The organism is Microbacterium nymphoidis, assembly GCF_021044885.1.
Lineage (GTDB): Bacteria > Actinomycetota > Actinomycetes > Actinomycetales > Microbacteriaceae > Microbacterium > Microbacterium nymphoidis.
In genome coordinates this window covers 125,725-143,989 of the sequence record NZ_JAJNOD010000006.1, presented here as the reverse complement: position 1 = coordinate 143,989, position 18,265 = coordinate 125,725, and the positions used below count along the sequence as shown (strand labels likewise).

Below are 18,265 nucleotides of genomic sequence, written 5' to 3'. Positions count from 1 at the left end.
GCCGACCCGAAGGAGCACTCATGTCCGACAACTGGCGTTTCGAGACCAAGCAGATCCACTCCGGCGCTCAGCCGGACCCCGTCACCGGTGCACGCGCCACGCCGATCTACCAGACCACCGCGTACGTGTTCAAGGACACCGACCACGCGGCGAACCTGTTCGCGCTGGCCGAGTTCGGCAACATCTACACGCGCATCCAGAACCCCACGCAGGACGTCGCGGAGCAGCGGATCGCCGCGCTCGAAGGCGGTACGGGTGCACTGCTGCTGGCATCGGGTCAGGCCGCGTCCACCTTCGCCGTTCTCAACATCGCTCAGGCGGGGGACCACATCGTCTCCTCCTCCGCGATCTACGGCGGAACCTACAACCTCTTCAAGTACACGCTGGGCAAGCTCGGCATCGACGTCACGTTCGTCGAGGACCAGGACGACGCCGAGGAATGGCGCCGCGCGGTCCGCCCCAACACCAAGCTCTTCTTCGCGGAGACCATCGGCAACCCGAAGGTCAACGTGCTCGACATCCGCCGCGTCGCCGACGTCGCACACGAGTCGGGCATCCCGCTGATCGTCGACAACACCATCGCCACGCCCTACCTCATCCGCCCCTTCGAGCACGGCGCCGACATCGTCATCCACTCGGCCACCAAGTTCCTGGGCGGTCACGGTACCGTCCTCGGCGGGGCCATCGTCGACGGCGGCAAGTTCGCGTGGTCGCAGAACGTCGAGAAGTTCCCGGGCCTCACGGAGCCGGACCCCTCGTACCACGGTGCCAGCTACACCACCGCGGTGGGCGACGCTCTCGCCTACATCATCAAGGCGCGCGTGCAGCTGCTCCGCGACCTCGGCTCCGCGATCGCCCCGGCGTCGGCCTGGCAGCTGATCCAGGGCATCGAGACGCTCTCGCTGCGCATCGAGCGCCACGTGCAGAACGCCCAGGACCTGGCCGAGTGGCTGGAGAACCACCCCGACATCGCCTCGGTCAACTACGCCGGGCTCCCGTCGTCGCCGTGGTACGCCAACGCCAACACCTACGCACCGAAGGGCGCCGGCGCGGTGTTCTCGTTCGAGCTGAAGGGCGGCGTCGACGCCGGCCGTGCGTTCGTGAACAACCTCAGCCTGTTCAGCCACCTCGCCAACATCGGCGATGTGCGCTCGCTGGTGATCCACCCGGCCTCGACCACCCACTCGCAGCTGACGCCGGAGCAGCAGCTCACCAGCGGCGTGACCCCGGGCCTCATCCGTCTGTCGGTGGGTCTGGAGAACATCGAGGACCTCAAGGCGGACCTCGAGGTCGGCCTGGCCGCGGCTCGTGCACAGGCGGAGTCCGCTCGCGTCTGACCGCCCGGTGACATGACGGAGGCGCCTCGCTCGCGGGGCGCCTCCGTCATGTCGTGGCACGGCTCCTCGATAGGGTGGCGGCATGGCATCCCGGCGCTCGCATCGTCAGTACCCTCGAGCCTTCGACGACGATCACCGCGCCGGCACGGCATCCGCGATCGGCGCGGTGCTGGTGCTGATCGGCGTGGGCATCCTGCAGCTGTCGCAGGGATCGGGAAGGCTCTGGCCGCTCACCCTGGCGAGCGGGCGCGAAGAGGTCATCGCCGCCGTCCTCACCACGGGATGCGTCTTCTGGATCGTCTACTCGATCATCTACCTGGCGTGGACGCATCTGCTGTTCTCGCGGACGCCGCGTGAGGAACTGCGGCGCATCGCCGACATCCAGCACCACCGCCGTCCGGGTGCAACGGCGGTGGTCCTCGGTGCGGGAGCGGACGGCACCGGTACGGTGAGCGCGTCACTCATCGCCCTCGTCGTCGCTCTCGGCACGGCGGTGCTCGGTGTGGGCCCGGGCGAGGAGTGGCGGATCCTGCTCGTGGTGGCGGCCGTCGCGGCATCCTGGGGCGCGATGGTCTACTCGTTCGCGCTGCGCTATCTGCGTCTGGATGCCGGCGGCGAACGCATCGAGTTCGACATCGACGAGACCAGTCAGTTCAGCGACTTCGTGTCGATGGCCATGCTGATGTCCGCCCTCGGCGCGGCTGCCGGCGGGACCGCCCGCACGCGCGCGGGTCTCGTGGCCGTCCGTACGCACGGCGTCTTCGCCTTCGTCTTCAACGCGCTGGTGGTGGCGATGACCGTCTCTCTCGTCGTGGGACTGGTCACCGCGCGCTGATCCGACGCGCACGGCGTCACAGTTGGCCTCCAACGCGGCGAACACGGAAGAATGGTGGCGTGGATTGGCAGATCTCCGAGGACACCGTTCCGTCATCACCGGTGACGGAGGCCGATGCGCGATCTCTGCTCGGCCGCCCGCCGGTGACCGGGGCCTGGCGCGACGGCGACCCGGTCGGCCATCGCAGCTTCGCCGCGTTCGACGAGTTCCGCACGGATGCCGGCGGACGACTTCCCGCCTTCCGTCTGGCGTATGAGAGCTGGGGCCAGCTGAACGAGGCCCGCGACAACGCGGTGCTGATCCTGCACGCGCTCACCGGCGACAGCCACGTGCGCGGCGACGCCGGGCCGGGTCACCCCACGGCGGGATGGTGGGAGGAGATCGTCGGCCCGGGGGCCGCGATCGACACCGACCAGTGGTTCGTCATCGCGCCCAACATCCTCGGAGGATGCCAGGGGTCCACGGGCCCGTCCAGCATCGGCCCGGACGGGCGCGAATGGGGCTCCCGCTTCCCGTACCTCACCGTGCGGGACCAGGTGCGCGCACAGCGTCGCCTGGCAGACCGGCTGGGCATCGATCGGTTCGCGGCCGTGGTGGGCGGTTCCATGGGCGGCATGCATGCCCTGGAGTGGGCGATCGAGACCCCCGAACGTGTGGCCCGCCTCGCGGTGCTCTCCTCTCCCCCGGTCAACACGGCGGATCAGATCGCGCTGAACTCCGTCCAGCTGGAGGCGATCGCGATCGATCCGGCGTTCCAGGGCGGCGACTACTACGATTCCGGTGCGGGCGAGGGGCCACACCGCGGTCTGGCCCTGGCTCGGCGCATGGCCCTGCTGAACTATCGCAGCCCGTCTGAGCTTAACCAGCGCTTCGGACGATCATGGCAGTCCTCGGTGAGCCCCATCGGCGATGACGGCCGCTTCGCCGTGGAGAGCTACCTCGACTTCCACGGCAACAAGTTCACCCGCCGCTTCGACGCGAACAGCTACCGCATCCTCGTCGGCGCGATGGACTCACACGACGTCGGCCGAGATCGAGGCGGTGTGGAGGATGCGTTGGCGCGAGTCACCGCGACCACCCTGGTCCTCGGCATCGATAGCGACCGTCTGTTCCCCATCGACGGCCAGCACCGCATCGCGCGCGGCATCCGCAACACCCTCGATGGCGACCGGGCCGTGGTGCTCTCCAGCGACTTCGGACACGACGGGTTCCTCATCGAGACGAGCGCGGTCGGCGCGAATCTGCGTCGTCTGCTCGACACCCCGGCCTAGCGGTCTCACATCCGGCACCCCACCGGACGCCGCAGTGCATCTTCTGAGGCCACCGGCACCCACGGCTTCAGCGACGGAGGGTGGCGCGCAGGCTGATGTCCCGGTCAGCGCGCAATGACAACGCGGCCAGCACTAGGCCGAGCCCGGCGAGCGCGGCTCCGACCCAGGACGGAGCCTGGAACCCCCAGCCCGCCGCGATCACCGCTCCGCCGAGGGCGGCCCCCAGGCTGTTGCCGATGTTGAGCGCCGAGTGATTCATCGCGGCCGCGATCGACTGGTTGTCCTGTGCGACGTCCATGAGCCGGGTCTGGATGGTCGGCGATGCGATCGCCGACGAGACACCGACAGCGAAGATGAAGATCACGAGAGTGACGATCCAGCCGCTCGTGAGCGCGAGCAGCACCAGCGAGACGATGAGGGCGACGAACGAGCCGAGCAGCGATCGCGGCAGGTCCCAGTCGGCCAGGCGTCCGCCCAGGAGGTTGCCGATGGTCATGCCGAGGCCCATCACCACGAGGACGATCGGCACCGCCCACGCGGGCGATCCGGCCACCTCGGTGACGAGCGGGGACACATAGCTGTAGACGGCGAAGAACCCGCCGAAGCCGATGGCGCCGACCGCGAGGGTCGCCCACACCTGGCCGATGCGGAACACGCCCAGCTCCGCGCGCATGGTGCGGGACGGGTCGCCCTCATGGGCGGGGACGAAGATGGCGATCATCGCCGTGGCCAGGGCGAAGATGGCCGCCACGATGGCGAAGGCCGCGTGCCAGCCCAGATTCTGCCCGATGAACGTTCCCGCCGGCACACCGACGACGTTCGCGACCGTGAGGCCGGTGAGCACGAAGGCCACCCCTTGCGCGCGCTTGCCGGGGCCCAGCAGATCGGCCGCGACCAGCGCGCCCATCCCGAAGTATGCGCCGTGCGGAAGCCCCGCGAGGAACCGTGTCAGCGCCACCCATTCGAAGGTAGGGGCGATGAGGATCGCAGCGTTGAACACCGCGAGCGCGGCAGCGAGTCCGATCATCACCCGGTGACGCGGATAACGGGCGAGAAAGCCCGAGATCGTGGGCGCGCCCACCACCACTCCCAGCGCGTAGAGGCTGATCAGCCAGCCGGCCTGCGCGATGGCCTGTTCGGAGTCCGTGCTCCACAGAGGGGCGAGGGTCGACTGCGCGATCTCGGGCAGCAGGCCCATGATCACGAACTCGGTCATGCCGATGCCGAAGGAGCCTACGGCCAGGGAGAGGAGTGCCATCGTCGCCATCCCCCTCGAGGATGTCGATGAGGTCACCGCACCACTCTAGTGCTGCGGTGAACGCTCACGAACACGGGCGTCGAATCGTTACGATCCGGCGGCGGGACGCGGCGGGACGTAACGCCAGGGCAGGGTCGATGCGTCGAGGCGGTGACGCTGGTCCTCGGGCGTTGCGGCGGTTCCGTCGTCGCCGTCCCAGCTGAACATCCGCGCGCCGTCGATGACGCGCGCCAGCGTGGCGTACGTGCGAACGCTCGCCCCGTCGAGCCGGGCCAGCGCGGATTCGGCATCGACGGCATCGCGCAGATTCAGCAGTGTGACGAACGTCGGCGGATAGAGCCGGGCGTCCCCCGCTGCGTGCAGGGCGAGCATGTCCGCGGGACGGAACCACTCCGCCCGCACGACCTCCGATGCCTGCACGCGGATGCGCCCGCCCGGGTCGGATGCCGCGAAGAACCATGTGCGGATGCGCTTCGGCTCGGTCACCGGCGGGATCCATTCCGATACCGGTACGAGGGCATCGACCTCCACGTGCAGTCCGGTCTCCTCCGCGACCTCCCGGACGGCGGCACGACGCAGGGTCATGCCTGCGTCGCTCGACACGTCCGCCGCCTCGACGCGTCCGCCGGGGAACACCCACGCCGATGCGAAGGATCCCCGATCGGGGCGCTGCATCATCAGAACCTCGACCCCGCCGTCCGCCACCGAGCGCAGCAGCAGCACCGTGGCCGCCCAGGGCAGGTCGTCATCCGCGATCGAGGTCATGCTCGATTCTCTCGCAGGTGCGCGCCCCGGAGACGAAGGCCCGCGCGACGGGGCCCAGCCGGTGTCGGCGCCTCAGTCCGCGGTTTCCTCGAGGGCCCGTTCGAGACGCTCCAGCTTGCCGGAGAGCTCACCGGTGTATCCGGGACGGATGTCGGCCTTCAGCACCAGTGAGACGCGTGAGCCGAACGGCAGCACGGCCTCGGTCGCGCGCTTGACGACGTCCATGACCTCGTCCCACTCACCCTCGATCTCCGTGAACATGCTGGAGGTGGCGTGCGGAAGTCCGGACTCGCGCACCACCCGCACGGCTGCGGCGACCGCGTCGTGGACCGAGCCGTCTTCGCGACCCGTGCCGCTCGGTGCCACCGAGAATGCGACGATCATGGCTGTCTCTCTTCCTCGCCCGCGGCGAACGTCGATGCATCGATACCGGCCACCGGGACCGTGATCCCAGCCTGCACCATCCCGGGGGTGACGGGCAGCCGCACCAGCCGCACGATCAGGGCGATCAGCATGCCGACCAGGATCGCGTTTCGGGCGGTGAGCACCAGTACCGCCGAGACATGGGCGGTGAGCACCCGGTCGTACATGATCGGGTAGATGAACTGCGTGAGCAGAGCCGAGGCGATCGACAGCAGCGCGTAGGGCAGCACGCCGCGCCGGCCCCACAGGATCCACAGCACCACCGGAGCGATCAGCCAGATCTGGAACTGGGGCGAGCCCACCTTGTTGCAGACGATGAAGGCGAGCACGAGCGCCAGCGCCAGTGGGGGCAGCAGGCGTCGTTCCGACACGCCGGCGCGCACCTTCACCACTCCGATGATCGCGATGGCCGCGGCCACCAGTACCAGCAGCGGCGTGGTGAGGGCGGAGACGACATCGTCGCCCGCACCGGTCACCTGGAAGGTGACGATGTCCTGGTTGTAGACCACCGCGGCACCTGGCAGCCGCAGCATCGCGGCCCACGTGTACGGCGTGCTCACCGGGGCCTCCACCTGGAGCCCGCGATCGGACTGCGTGGTGAGGAAGCCGAACAGGTGACCGGCGCCGCCGCCGAGGACGACGACGAGCATCACGGCACAGCTGAAGACGATCGCGGGCACGAGCACGCGCCACCGCGAGCGCAGCGCCACCACGGCCGCCACGAGCATCGCACCCGGCCAGATCTTGATCCAGGCTCCGATCGCGAACAGGACGCCGGCGATGCGGGGGTGGCGGGCGATGATCAGCACGGCGATCACCGCGAGCGGGACCGTCACGGCGTCGATGCGGTACAGCCCGATCGGACCGAGGGCGAGGGCGAACAGCACCCAGAAGGACGCGGCCAGCACGCGGGTGCGACTCGTGCCGCGCCCGAGGAGCATGCCGAAGCCGATGAAGTTGAGGATCACCACCATCACGGCCCACGCCATGGTGTAATCCGTGATCAGCACCAGCAGCCGCGGCAGCAGCATCGGGACAAGCGCCACCGGCGGATAGACCCAGGGCTCGGTGACGCCGACGACGCGGCCCTGCAGCGCCTGGGAGGACCACGGTCCGTAGACGTTGTAGACATCGCCCATCGGCTGATTGGGCAGCACCCACCCCTCCCACAGCACGAACAGCTGCACGAGGGCGAACGCGATCCAGGGCACCGGGAGTCCCAGCACGCGCAGACGTTCGGGACTGATCAGGGATCCGAGGACGCGCTTCACGCCACCACCTCCGCGACGGCGGCAGGCAGCGCCTCCGCCACATCCAGGGCGACGATCGGATGACCCGTCGCCGAGTCGGCACCGGCGGCGATCGTGGCGGCACGGCCGTGCAGCCAGGCCGCCGTTGCCGCCGCGTCGCGCAGCGGGGCATCGGGGTTCTGTGCGATCACTGCGCCGATGACGCCAGCCAGCACATCCCCGGCGCCCGCTGTCGCCAGCCATGCCGTGGCGGCTCGCACGTGGACGAGATCGCCCGCGGGGTCCACCACGATCGTGTCATGTCCTTTGAGGAGCACCACCGCCTGCAGTCTGCCGGCCAGTGCGCGGGCGTCGGCTTCGCGATCGCCGCTCACCTCCAGCGACACCGACGCGGCGAGGCGGGAGAATTCGCCCGCGTGCGGGGTGAGCACCAGCGGCGCGCGCGCGCCGTGGGCCAGGTCGAGGGCGCCCGCATCGACCACGACGGGGGCGGAGTCCGCGAGCAGTTCGCGAAGCGCTGACGTGTCGGCGTCGGATCGGGCGGAGGAGTCGGTGCCGGAGCCGATGACCCACGCCCCCGCACGACCCGTTCCGATGACGGTCTCCGGACGGCGCTGCAGGATCAGGTCGGCCGGGGCCGAGCCGCTGTAGCGGACCATTCCGGCCCCCGCCCGCCAGGCGCCCTCCACGCCGAGGAGAGCGGCGCCGGGATACGGCGCGGAGCCCGTGTGAATTCCGACGACACCGCGACGATACTTGTCGTCGTCGATGCTCGGCGGGCGGACGATGCGTGCGGCGTCGTCCGCCTGCCAGAGCTTCGTCATGAGGAAACGCTACCGCGGCCTCAGCGCAGACGCCGTGTGGCGTCCTGCACCTCTCCCACGAGTTCCTCGATGATGTCCTCCAGGAACAGCGCGCCGATGGTGGCACCGGCGCTGTCGCGAACCCGCGCCACGTGCTGATGCGCATCACGCATGATGGCCAGGGCGTCCTCCAGATCCGTGGTGTCCTGCACCGGCGCGAGCGCATGGATCCGCTTGGCGGGGATCGGGTGGGTGCTCGCCTCCGGGGCATCCGAGGAGACCCGCAGCGCGTCCTTGATGTGGACGTACCCCGTCGGCTCACCGTCCTCGTCCACCACGACGTAGCGGGAGAAGCCATACTGCTTCACCGCGGATTCGAGGTCCTCGGGCGTCGCCGTGCGCGCCAGCGTGACCAGCTTCTCGCGAGGCACGGCGATGTCGCGCACCTTCTTGTCGGTGAACTCCACCACCGCCAGCGCCGTGCCTGCGGCATCGTCGAGGACACCCTCGGCGCGGGAGGTCGCGACGATCGTGGCCACCTCTTCCAGCGTGAAGGTGGATCCGGCCTCGTTCTTTGGCTCCACCCGGAACAGGCGGACCACCCCGTTCGCGAGCCAGTTCAGCGTCCAGATCACCGGGTGGAAGACCTTCGAGACCCAGACCAGAGGCGGCGCGAGCAGCAGAACGGCCCGATCCGGCACCGAGAACGCCAGGTTCTTCGGAACCATCTCACCGAAGACCACGTGCAGGTACGAGACGACCACGAGGGCGATGATGAACGCGACGGTCTTGACCGCATCCTCGCTCATCCCCGTCAGTCCGAGCGGGCCCGCCAGCAGATGGTGAAGCGCCGGCTCCGACACGTTCAGGATCAGCAGCGAGCAGATCGTGATGCCGAGCTGCGATGTCGCAAGCATCAGGGTCGCGTGCTCCATCGCGAACAGCGCGGTGCGCGCCGCGCGGGATCCGCGCTCGGCGAGCGGTTCGATCTGCGACCGCCGCGCGGAGACGACGGCGAACTCCGCGCCGACGAAGAAGGCGTTGCCGAGCAGCAGCACCACCAGCCATGCGAGGCCTGCCCAGTCGTTCATCGTTCCGGCTCCTCATCGATCGCCAGGGGGTTCGCGATGAACTCCACGCGATCCACGCGTCGTCCGTCCATGCGCACCACGCGCAGCGTGCCCTCGTCGATCTCAACTTCATCTCCCACGGCGGGGATCCGCTCCAGACGGCTCATGAGGAAGCCGCCCACCGTGTCGTAGACCTCGCCCTCGGGGACGTGCACCCCCGCGCGGTCGCGCAGTTCGTCGGGGCGCAGCTCGGCCGGGAACACGATGCTCTGCCCGCGGCGGGTGATGCCCACGCGGCGACGGTCGTGCTCGTCGAGCACGTCGCCGACGATCTCCTCCACCAGATCCTCGAGCGTCACCACACCCGCGGTCCCGCCGTACTCGTCGACGACCACGGCCATCTGGTATCCCCGCGAACGCAGTTCACCGATGAGCGCGTCCAGATGGAGCGTCTCCGGCACGCGCAGGGCGTCCTCGGCGAGCGCGCCGACGGGAACATGGATGCGCTTGCTGCGGGGCACGGAGACGGCCGCCTTCAGGTGGACGATGCCGGTGACGTCGTCCAGGTCGTCGTCGTACACGGGGAAGCGGCTGAGCCCGGTCCGCCGGGCCGCGTCGATGACGTCGTCCGCCGTGGCGTCTCCGGCCAGGGCCTCGACGCTCGGACGCGGGGTCATCACATCCCCCGCCGTGAGGCGGGCGAAGGTGAGGGAGCGATCCAGCAGCGAGGCCGTGTCTGCTTCCAGCACGCCGGCCATCGCCGAACGGCGCACCAGGCTGGAGAGCTCTTCGGCAGAGCGGGCACCGCTCAGCTCTTCCTTGGGCTCGATGCCCATGGCACGCAGGATCCCGTTGGCGGATCCGTTCAGCACGGCTACCGCCGGGCGGAACACCGTGGTGAACACGGTCTGGAACGGGATCACCAGCTGCGCCGTCTGACGCGGCAGCGCGAGCGCGAAGTTCTTGGGCACCAGCTCGCCGATGATCATGGAGAGCACGGTCGCGATCGTCATGCCGATCACGGTGCCCACGGGGGCGGCGATCGATGCGGGAAGCGACAGCAGTTCGAGCGCGGGCTCGAGCAGCTTCGCCAGCGCGGGCTCCAGCGTCACGCCTGTCAGCAGCGTGGTCAAGGTGATGCCGAGCTGAGCGCTGGAGAGGTGCGTCGACGTGATCTTCAGGGCCGCGATCGTCATCGACAGGCGCGTCTCCCCCCGCTCTCGGCGGGCTTCGAGATCCGCGCGGTCGAGGTTCACGAGCGCGAACTCGCTCGCGACGAAGAGACCGGTTCCGACGGTGAGGAGGATTCCGACGCCCAGGAGGACGTAATCCATCGGCTGCATCAGCGGTTCTCACCACCGATGCGGCGGCCGGACGCGGACACGCCCCGGCGGATGCGGTGATCCGCGGGCGGATCAGTGACGGGCGAGGGTCTGCAACTCGGAGGGTCGTCCATGGTGCGCACGAGTCTAACGGACGCTGCTGGGAGCGTGCCCGGCTGTGCGCCGCACCGTCCGGGATCGGCGGCGTGTCGCGGGCGTGGACAAACTCCCGGAGCCCTGCCGTTCTGGACTAGGCTTGTCTGTCGAAAGCACGCGGGAGATCTCCGCGTGCGTGACGAGATCACACGACGAAAGTGGGCGATCAAGCGTGTCGAGCAACTCGAGCGTTGGCGGGGCTTCGAGCGAGGGAGAATTCGGGGCCAACGAGTGGCTCGTCGAAGAGCTCTACGAGCAGTACAAGAGCGACAAGAACTCCGTGGACAAGGAGTGGTGGCCGGTTCTCGAGTCCTACCACCAGAAGGCCACCGGTTCCGCTCCGGCCACCCCCGGCGCCCCGGCAGCGACGCCGGAATCCGCCCCGATCGCAGCCGCCACCCCGGCGGCACCGGCCGCTGAGGCGCCGGCACAGAACAACGGTCAACCGGTGGCACGCACCACCGCCAAGCCGGCAGCCCCGCAGCCGATCCCCGCGCAGGCACCGAAGGCCACCGCTCCCGCTGCGGATGCCGGTGAGGCCCAGGAGGACGTCGTCACGCCTCTCAAGGGCATCTTCAAGACCATCGCCGCCAACATGGACGTCTCGCTGACGATCCCCACCGCCACCAGCGTCCGCACCATCCCCGCGAAGCTGATGATCGACAACCGCATCGTCATCAACAACCACATGGCGCGCACCCGCGGCGGCAAGATCAGCTTCACCCACCTCATCGGCTGGGCCATGATCCAGGCGTTGAAGGAGTTCCCGAGCCAGAACGTCTACTACGACGAGATCGACGGCAAGCCCTCGGTCATCGCGCCGGCGCACATCGGGCTCGGCATCGCCATCGACCTTCCCCGTCCCGACGGCACCCGCGCCCTGGTGGTTCCTTCCATCAAGCGGGCCGAGACGCTGAGCTTCACCGAGTTCCTGGCCGCGTACGAGGATCTCGTCCAGCGCGCCCGCGTGAACAAGCTGACAGCAGCCGACTACGCCGGCACCACCATCTCGCTCACGAACCCGGGCGGCATCGGCACGGTGCACTCTGTGCCGCGCCTCAGCAAGGGTCAGGGCTCGATCATCGGCGCCGGTGCGCTGGAGTACCCGGCCGAGTTCGCCGGCGCCAGCGAGCGCGTGCTCAATGAGCTGGCCATCGGCAAGGTGATCACCCTCACCAGCACCTACGACCACCGCGTGATCCAGGGCGCGGGCTCGGGCGAGTACCTCAAGAAGGTGCACGAGCTGCTCATCGGCCAGCGCGAGTTCTACGAGGGCATCTTCGCCGCGCTGCGCATCCCCTACGCGCCCATCCACTGGGCCGCCGACATCAAGGTGGACATCGCCGAGCGCGTGGACAAGCAGGCCCGCGTTCAGGAGCTCATCAACTCCTACCGTGTGCGCGGTCACCTGATGGCCGACATCGACCCGCTCGAGTACGTGCAGCGCTCGCACCCCGACCTGGAGATCGAGACCCACGGTCTCACGTTCTGGGACCTGGACCGCGAGTTCGTCGTCGGCGGCTTCGGCGGCCGGCGCACGATGAAGCTGCGCGAAGTGCTCGGAGTGCTGCGCGACTCCTACTGCCGCACCATCGGCGTCGAGTACATGCACATCCAGGACCCCGAGCAGCGCGCCTGGTTCCAGGAGAAGATCGAGGTCAAGTACCAGAAGCCCGGTCACGACGAGCAGCTGCGCATCCTCAGCAAGCTGAACGAGGCCGAGGCCTTCGAGACCTTCCTGCAGACCAAGTACGTCGGGCAGAAGCGCTTCTCGCTCGAGGGTTCCGAATCCCTCGTTCCGCTGATGGACGAGATCCTGCAGGGTGCCGCGCGCTCCGGCCTCGACGGCGCGGCCATCGGTATGGCTCACCGCGGCCGCCTGAACATGCTCACCAACATCGCCGGGAAGACCTACGGTCAGGTCTTCCGCGAGTTCGAGGGATCCACCCTCCCGGGCAACAAGCTCGGCTCGGGTGACGTGAAGTACCACCTGGGCACGGAAGGCACGTTCGTCGCCGAAGACGGCAGCGAGCTGCCGATCCAGCTGGCTGCCAACCCGTCGCACCTGGAGACGGTCGACGGTGTGCTGGAGGGCATCGTCCGCGCGAAGCAGGACCGTCACCCGATCGGCTCGTTCACGTGGCTGCCCATTCTGATCCACGGCGATGCGGCGTTCGCCGGTCAGGGCGTGGTCGTCGAAACGCTGCAGATGTCGCAGCTGCGCGCGTTCCGCACCGGCGGCACCATCCACGTGGTCGTGAACAACCAGGTGGGCTTCACCACGGTCCCCGGTGATTCGCGCACCTCGGTGTACGCCACCGACGTCGCCAAGACCACGCAGGCGCCCATCTTCCACGTCAACGGCGATGACCCCGAAGCCGTCGTGCACGTGGCCCAGCTCGCCTTCGAATACCGCGAGAAGTTCCACCGCGATGTCGTGATCGACCTCGTCTCCTACCGCCGACGTGGCCACAACGAGGGCGACGACCCCTCGATGACGCAGCCTCTGATGACCAACCTCATCGAGGCCAAGCGTTCGGTCCGCAAGCTCTACACCGAGGCGCTCGTCGGTCGCGGCGACATCACCGAAGCCGAGTACGAGCAGACCAAGGCGGACTTCCAGGACCGTCTCGAGGTCGCCTTCGCCGAGACGCATGCCGCACAGACCGGCGCGATCCCCGTGGTCAACGAGCAGGGTGCGCCCGCAGTGGCCGGCGCTCCGGACAACACGGGCATCTCCTCCGAGACGATGCAGATCATCGGCGACGCGTTCACCAACAAGCCGGCCGGCTTCACGGTGCACCCCAAGCTGGAGCAGCTGCTGAACAAGCGTGCCGACATGTCGCGCAACGGCGGCATCGACTGGGGCTTCGGGGAGCTGCTCGCATTCGGCTCCCTGCTGCTGGAGGGCACCCCGGTGCGCCTCACCGGTCAGGACGCCCGTCGCGGCACCTTCGCTTCGCGCCACGCCGTGCTGCACGACCGCGCCAACGGTCAGGAATGGCTGCCGCTGGGCAACCTCTCCGACACGCAGGCACGTTTCTGGGTCTACGACTCGCTGCTGAGCGAGTACGCCGCCATGGCGTTCGAGTACGGCTACTCGGTGGCCGCCCCCGAGGCTCTCGTGCTGTGGGAGGCCCAGTTCGGTGACTTCGCCAACGGTGCGCAGTCGGTCATCGACGAGTACATCTCCTCCGCCGACCAGAAGTGGGGCCAGCAGTCCAGCGTCGTGCTGATGCTGCCGCACGGCTACGAGGGCCAGGGACCCGACCACTCGTCGGCACGCATCGAGCGCTACCTGCAGCTGTGCGCCCAGGACAACATGACCGTGGCCCGTCCCTCCACGCCGGCCCAGCACTTCCACCTGCTGCGCCGCCAGGCGTACGCCAAGCCGCGTCGTCCGCTCATCGAGTTCACCCCGAAGGGCATGCTGCGTCTGCGCAGCGCCTCCAGCCCCGTGGAGGACTTCCTCTCCGGGACGTTCCGGACGGTGCTGGACGACGAGCGCGGCGTCGACGCGTCGAAGGTCACGCGCGTTCTCCTGCACTCCGGAAAGATCCACTGGGATCTGGTGTCCGAGCTGGAGAAGGCGCCGAACGAATCGATCGCCCTGGTGCGCGTCGAGCAGCTCTACCCGGCGCCGGTCGACGAGCTCAACGAGATCCTCGCGCGCTACCCGGATGCCGAGCTGATCTGGGTCCAGGACGAGCCGGAGAACCAGGGTGCGTGGCCGTTCATGGCCTTGGAGGTCGCCCCGCTGCTGAAGGGTCGCCCGCTCGGACACGTCACGCGCGCCGCAGCCGCGTCCCCGTCCACCGGTTCGTCGAAGATCCACGCGCTGGAGCAGGCCGACCTGCTCCGCCGCGCACTGAACTGACATCACCGTGACGACGAAGGCCCTGCACTTGTGCAGGGCCTTCGTCGTCACGGTCACGTGGCATGCGGGGCCGGGCTACCCGCCCGCGGTCGTGAACGCGTCGAAGCCGGCGTCCGTGCCCACCGTGGCCAGCAGATAGTCCAGTCCCTGTGTGAGTGCGCCGCGCACGTGCCCCTCGCCCGGGATCGTCAGTGCGCTCACGCGGAAGCCCGCCTGCTGCGCGAGTGCCGCGTTCCTGACCTGCCCGGGTCCGAAGACCGTGTCCTGATCGCCGTGGGTGAATATCGCGTGACGATCGTTGTAGGTTCCCGGCTTCGCCGCCGCGAGCACCGCTGCGGGCAATGACGCCCGGTAAGCGCTCTCGTCCCCCGCCCACGCGGTCGTGACCGCGTTCTGGGGATTTTCAGAACCGGGGTACTCGTTGCCGGAGACGTCTCCGATGACACCCCAGGTCTGCGGATGCTGCACCCCCCAGGAGAAGGCGCACGCGCCCCCGTTCGAGTAGCCCGCGATCGTCCATGCGGACACGTCCGGCAGCACGGCGAAGTGCGATCGGATGTAGGCGGGCACGTCCACGTTCACATAGGTCGCCACGGCGCCGTATGTCGCGGAGTCCGTGCACACCGGGTCGTTCTGCGGGTTCCCGGCGAGCTGATCGACCACGACCACGATCGGTGCGAGCCCGTGATGCGCCGCGGCGTACGCGTCCGCGGCCGTGGCGATGGGCGTGATGTCGGGTGAGCCGGGCTGCCCCATCATCATCACGACCACCGGGAGCTTCGGGGCATCTGCCACCAGCGCCGCCGGCGGCAGATACACCGACGCATCCCGGGGCGCGTACGGGAGAGAGGGAACGATCCGCTCATCACCGCGCAGAACGCCCGTGCGCCCCTGCGCGGGCAGGTCCGCCGGCGGCTTCCACTCTGCGATCGTCGGCCGCTGCTCGTCCACGGGCAGGGGCGGCAGTTCGGCCGCGGGACCGACATCGATCCCGATGATGGCAGCCGGAGTATGGGTGACGCCGTAGAGCGCGTTCACGGCGAGCCCCAGTGACAACGCGCTCGCCACGACCAGCAGGACCGCAGCCGCACGCCGCCACCAGCCGCCGGTGATCAGCGCGATCGTGCCGATGCCCGCAAGGGCTCCCGTCACCAGCACCCAGGGCGCGGTTCCCGCCGGCAGCGGTCCGGCGAACGCGTTCGCCGACTGCGCAGAGAGAACGGCCGCGCTGACGGCGCCGGCGCCGACCAGCGCCCCGGCGAGATGGCGCAGCGGACGCCGCCCACGCACCAGCACCGCCGTCACGAGGGCGAGTACGAGCAGTCCCACCACGGTCCGCACCGGCGAATCGATGAGCTCCATCGTGAGGAGCCACGTTCCCATCAGGACCGCCGTTCGAACAGTCCGCGAGCGAACTCCACCAGGTGGCGACCGCTCGCCGTGGGCAGGTAGGTCCGCACCAGCGCGTACCCGATGGCGGGCAGTTCCACGGGGTCGGGATACACCATGCTCAGCGTCGCGTACTCGGGGCGGAACTTCTTCTTGAACCGGAAGAGGGAGGCGAATCCGTACAGCGGCTCCAGGGCCGCGGACAGGCTGGCGAGCAGCCCGTCGATGCTCCCCCGCCGGGCGGCGGCATCGTCCGACTGCACGAGCGGCGCTCCGGAGAGGCTGAGGACCTCCGCCCCGTCTGCCTGCATCTGCAGCGCGGCAGACGCGATGAGGAACTCCATCACGCCGTTGGGTGACTCGGGAGCGCGCCGCATCACATCGAGGGTCCAGCCTACGAGTTCTCCACCGCGATGCACCGGCACCCAGCTGGTCACGCCCAGCACCGTGTCATCCGCCGCGACGGCGAGCATGAGACGCACCGCCGGATCCTGCATCTCCGGCACCGACCCGAGCGTGAAGCCCATCTCCGGCAGCGCCTTCTCCGAGGCCCAGTGCTCACTGATCTCACGGATCTGCCGCGCGTGGGCGCGCGAGAGCTCCGCCCAGCTGGTCCACAGTGGCAGGACTCCCTCGCGACGCATCCGGGTGACGGGGTGGCGAACCTTCTCGCCCGCTTTGCCCGCCATCGTAAAGGTACGCGGATGCAGGACCGTCTCCTCCGCCACCGGCATGCTGCTCCACCCCAGCGATTCCAGGATCCGGCGGGTGTCGTCATGGACGCTGTAGAACACCGGGGTCCACCCGTGGGCCGAGGAGAACTCCACGAAGCCGCGGATCGCACCCTCGCGGTGCTCGTCGTCCGCTGCCGGATCAGAGATCGCAATGGCGACGCTCCCCTGAAGCCGGTAGGCCACCGCTGACGCGCCGTCCTCAGAGAACCAGTGCCGCGCGCCCTCCCACGTCCCCAGCCATCCGAGCGTGCCGGCGTCCGTCGTCGTGACCAGAGCGCGATAGGGATCGGATGCGGCGACCTGCTCGGTGCGGGTGCGTGAGAACAGACGCAGCACAGCCGCCACGAAGAAGGCCCAGAACACGACCCCCACCCACTGCCAGAGGAACAGGCCGGGTCCGTGATGCGGGAAGCGGGTGCCGCCGGGAAGGGGCACCAGTCCCGGGGGCAGGAACCGCCGCAGCGCGTCTCCGAGCAGCTCGCCCGGCGTGGGCGGCTGGTTCCAGGCTCCCCGCAGCATCCACTCACCGAGGAAGAACACCACGGCGAACACCCCGAAGCAGATGGCCACGGTGAGCGCGAACCGGTGCACGGCGGCACGCGTGCTGCGCACCGCGAACACCGACCGCGCCAGCACGAGCACGAGGATCGTCGCCGCGGGCAGCGCGAGTGCGCCGATGCCCCAGAGCACCGCCTCCACGATCTGCTGCGATCCCTCTCCGGCCACCACCACACTTCCCGCCACCGCGGATCCGAACGCCGCAACGAACAGGACACCGTTCGTCGCGATGGCGAGCACCCATGCCGAGCGCCGCCCCGCCAGCAGGCCGATCGCCGCCACGACCAGCAGGACCAGGGGGACGACGGCCAGCAGGGCGGGACCGAGCCCCCGCGTCACGAACAGCATGTTCTGGTGGTCACAGACGGGGAGATAGTGCGAGGCACAGCGCGCCGAGATGCGCTGATCGAAGTCCGAATAGGCACCCACCACCACCGAGAGCGGACCACGTCCGCCGCCGTTGACCAGCGCGGCGATCGGACCGATGCCGAGCACCGCCACGGCCCCCGCGATCAGCGTGCGCCGCTCGTGCTGGCTCCCGCGCCACCAGGTGGTCTGCGGGGTGCGCGCGGCCCACAACTCGCCGATGATCGTGCCGACCACGAAGGCGAGCAGGCTGAGCCAGGAGGACAGATCGCCCGCGTACAGGGCGGCCGCGAGCGCGCCGAGACCGATGATGAGCCGGCTGCGACGACGCCACAGCGTCGGGGCGACACCCGCTGCGGCGCTGACCGCGCAGATGACGCCGATGCTCGGATCCGCGACGCTCAATCCCGCCACGTTCGCGAAGTCCGGGATCCGCGCGATGCCGGACTGGATGAAGACCCCGAGCAGCACCACGACGGTGCCGCCGCCGGCGAGGGCGAGCAGCACACGCCGGGGACGAAGGTGGCGTTCCGCGAAGACGAGGAGGGGAACGCCGATGACGATCGCGACCGTCCCGGTCACCACACTGTCGGGGACGAGAACGGCGGTGAACGCCGTCCACCACCGCAGATCGCTCAGCGTGGCTTCGGCTCCCGCGGCCATCAGGGGTCGCCACGGGCCGTGGAACACCGTGGCGAGCAGCATCCAGGCACCGAAGACGGTCGCTATCGGGGAAGCGGAGACGATCCGGCGCAGCGCCGCCACGGCCTCGCGCGCACGACGAGCGCGTTCGACGGCGGGTGCGGACGGGGTCTCAGCGGGAGGGGGAACCTGAGGCACCTCATGATCGT

Annotated in this window: 13 protein-coding genes; 4 read left to right on the top strand and 9 right to left on the bottom strand. The window is 69.2% G+C overall.

Annotated elements, in window-relative coordinates; genetic code table 11:
* The first annotated feature begins 20 nt into the window (after positions 1 to 20).
* The 3 genes from LQ566_RS15600 to metX all read left to right on the top strand — a co-directional run bounded on the left by LQ566_RS15600 (position 21) and on the right by metX (position 3,443).
* A complete protein-coding gene (locus LQ566_RS15600; RefSeq protein ID WP_231092694.1) occupies positions 21 to 1,337 on the top strand; it encodes a bifunctional o-acetylhomoserine/o-acetylserine sulfhydrylase in 1,317 nt (438 codons plus the stop codon).
* An 82-nt stretch (positions 1,338 to 1,419) separates the two neighbouring features.
* Positions 1,420 to 2,172 carry a DUF1345 domain-containing protein gene (locus LQ566_RS15595; protein ID WP_231092693.1) on the top strand — a complete coding sequence of 251 codons (753 nt, stop codon included), beginning with the start codon at positions 1,420 to 1,422 and terminating at the stop codon, positions 2,170 to 2,172.
* A 59-nt stretch (positions 2,173 to 2,231) separates the two neighbouring features.
* On the top strand, positions 2,232 to 3,443 hold the full coding sequence (metX, locus tag LQ566_RS15590; RefSeq protein ID WP_231092692.1) for a homoserine O-acetyltransferase MetX: 1,212 nt from the start codon (positions 2,232 to 2,234) through the stop codon (positions 3,441 to 3,443).
* A 67-nt stretch (positions 3,444 to 3,510) separates the two neighbouring features.
* Here metX and LQ566_RS15585 read toward each other — a convergent pair whose 3' ends face one another.
* The 7 genes from LQ566_RS15585 to LQ566_RS15555 all read right to left on the bottom strand — a co-directional run bounded on the left by LQ566_RS15585 (position 3,511) and on the right by LQ566_RS15555 (position 10,346).
* The gene (locus LQ566_RS15585) at positions 3,511 to 4,701 is read right to left on the bottom strand and encodes an MFS transporter (RefSeq protein ID WP_231092691.1); all 1,191 of its coding nucleotides are present in this window, start codon (positions 4,699 to 4,701) and stop codon (positions 3,511 to 3,513) included.
* Between the two features lie 87 nt (positions 4,702 to 4,788).
* Positions 4,789 to 5,466 carry an NUDIX hydrolase gene (locus LQ566_RS15580; RefSeq protein WP_231092690.1) on the bottom strand — a complete coding sequence of 226 codons (678 nt, stop codon included), beginning with the start codon at positions 5,464 to 5,466 and terminating at the stop codon, positions 4,789 to 4,791.
* Positions 5,467 to 5,538: 72 nt separating this feature from the next.
* Positions 5,539 to 5,850 carry a thiamine-binding protein gene (locus LQ566_RS15575; protein WP_231092689.1) on the bottom strand — a complete coding sequence of 104 codons (312 nt, stop codon included), beginning with the start codon at positions 5,848 to 5,850 and terminating at the stop codon, positions 5,539 to 5,541.
* Positions 5,847 to 7,160, bottom strand: coding sequence for a glycosyltransferase 87 family protein (locus LQ566_RS15570; RefSeq protein ID WP_231092688.1), 1,314 nt, complete (start codon positions 7,158 to 7,160; stop codon positions 5,847 to 5,849). The genes LQ566_RS15575 and LQ566_RS15570 overlap by 4 nt, the downstream gene beginning before the upstream one ends.
* Complete coding sequence (locus tag LQ566_RS15565; RefSeq protein ID WP_231092687.1) at positions 7,157 to 7,963, bottom strand: ADP-dependent NAD(P)H-hydrate dehydratase; 807 nt, start codon at positions 7,961 to 7,963, stop codon at positions 7,157 to 7,159. The genes LQ566_RS15570 and LQ566_RS15565 overlap by 4 nt, the downstream gene beginning before the upstream one ends.
* 20 nt (positions 7,964 to 7,983) lie before the next feature.
* Positions 7,984 to 9,033, bottom strand: a complete 1,050-nt coding sequence (locus tag LQ566_RS15560) for a hemolysin family protein (RefSeq protein WP_231092686.1) — start codon at positions 9,031 to 9,033, stop codon at positions 7,984 to 7,986.
* A complete protein-coding gene (locus LQ566_RS15555) occupies positions 9,030 to 10,346 on the bottom strand; it encodes a hemolysin family protein (protein ID WP_231092749.1) in 1,317 nt (438 codons plus the stop codon). Before LQ566_RS15555 ends, LQ566_RS15560 begins: the two co-directional genes overlap by 4 nt.
* 316 nt (positions 10,347 to 10,662) lie before the next feature.
* Here LQ566_RS15555 and LQ566_RS15550 point away from each other — a divergent pair, with 316 nt between their 5' ends.
* A complete protein-coding gene (locus LQ566_RS15550; protein WP_231092685.1) occupies positions 10,663 to 14,367 on the top strand; it encodes a multifunctional oxoglutarate decarboxylase/oxoglutarate dehydrogenase thiamine pyrophosphate-binding subunit/dihydrolipoyllysine-residue succinyltransferase subunit in 3,705 nt (1,234 codons plus the stop codon).
* Positions 14,368 to 14,442: 75 nt separating this feature from the next.
* Here LQ566_RS15550 and LQ566_RS15545 read toward each other — a convergent pair whose 3' ends face one another.
* Entirely contained in the window at positions 14,443 to 15,750 is a 1,308-nt protein-coding gene (locus tag LQ566_RS15545) for an alpha/beta hydrolase (protein ID WP_231092684.1), read from the bottom strand.
* Positions 15,750 to 18,254 (bottom strand): bifunctional lysylphosphatidylglycerol flippase/synthetase MprF, encoded by a 2,505-nt coding sequence (locus tag LQ566_RS17725; protein ID WP_231092683.1) that lies wholly within the window; start codon positions 18,252 to 18,254, stop codon positions 15,750 to 15,752. The genes LQ566_RS15545 and LQ566_RS17725 overlap by 1 nt, the downstream gene beginning before the upstream one ends.
* Between the last annotated feature and the right edge of the window lie 11 nt (positions 18,255 to 18,265).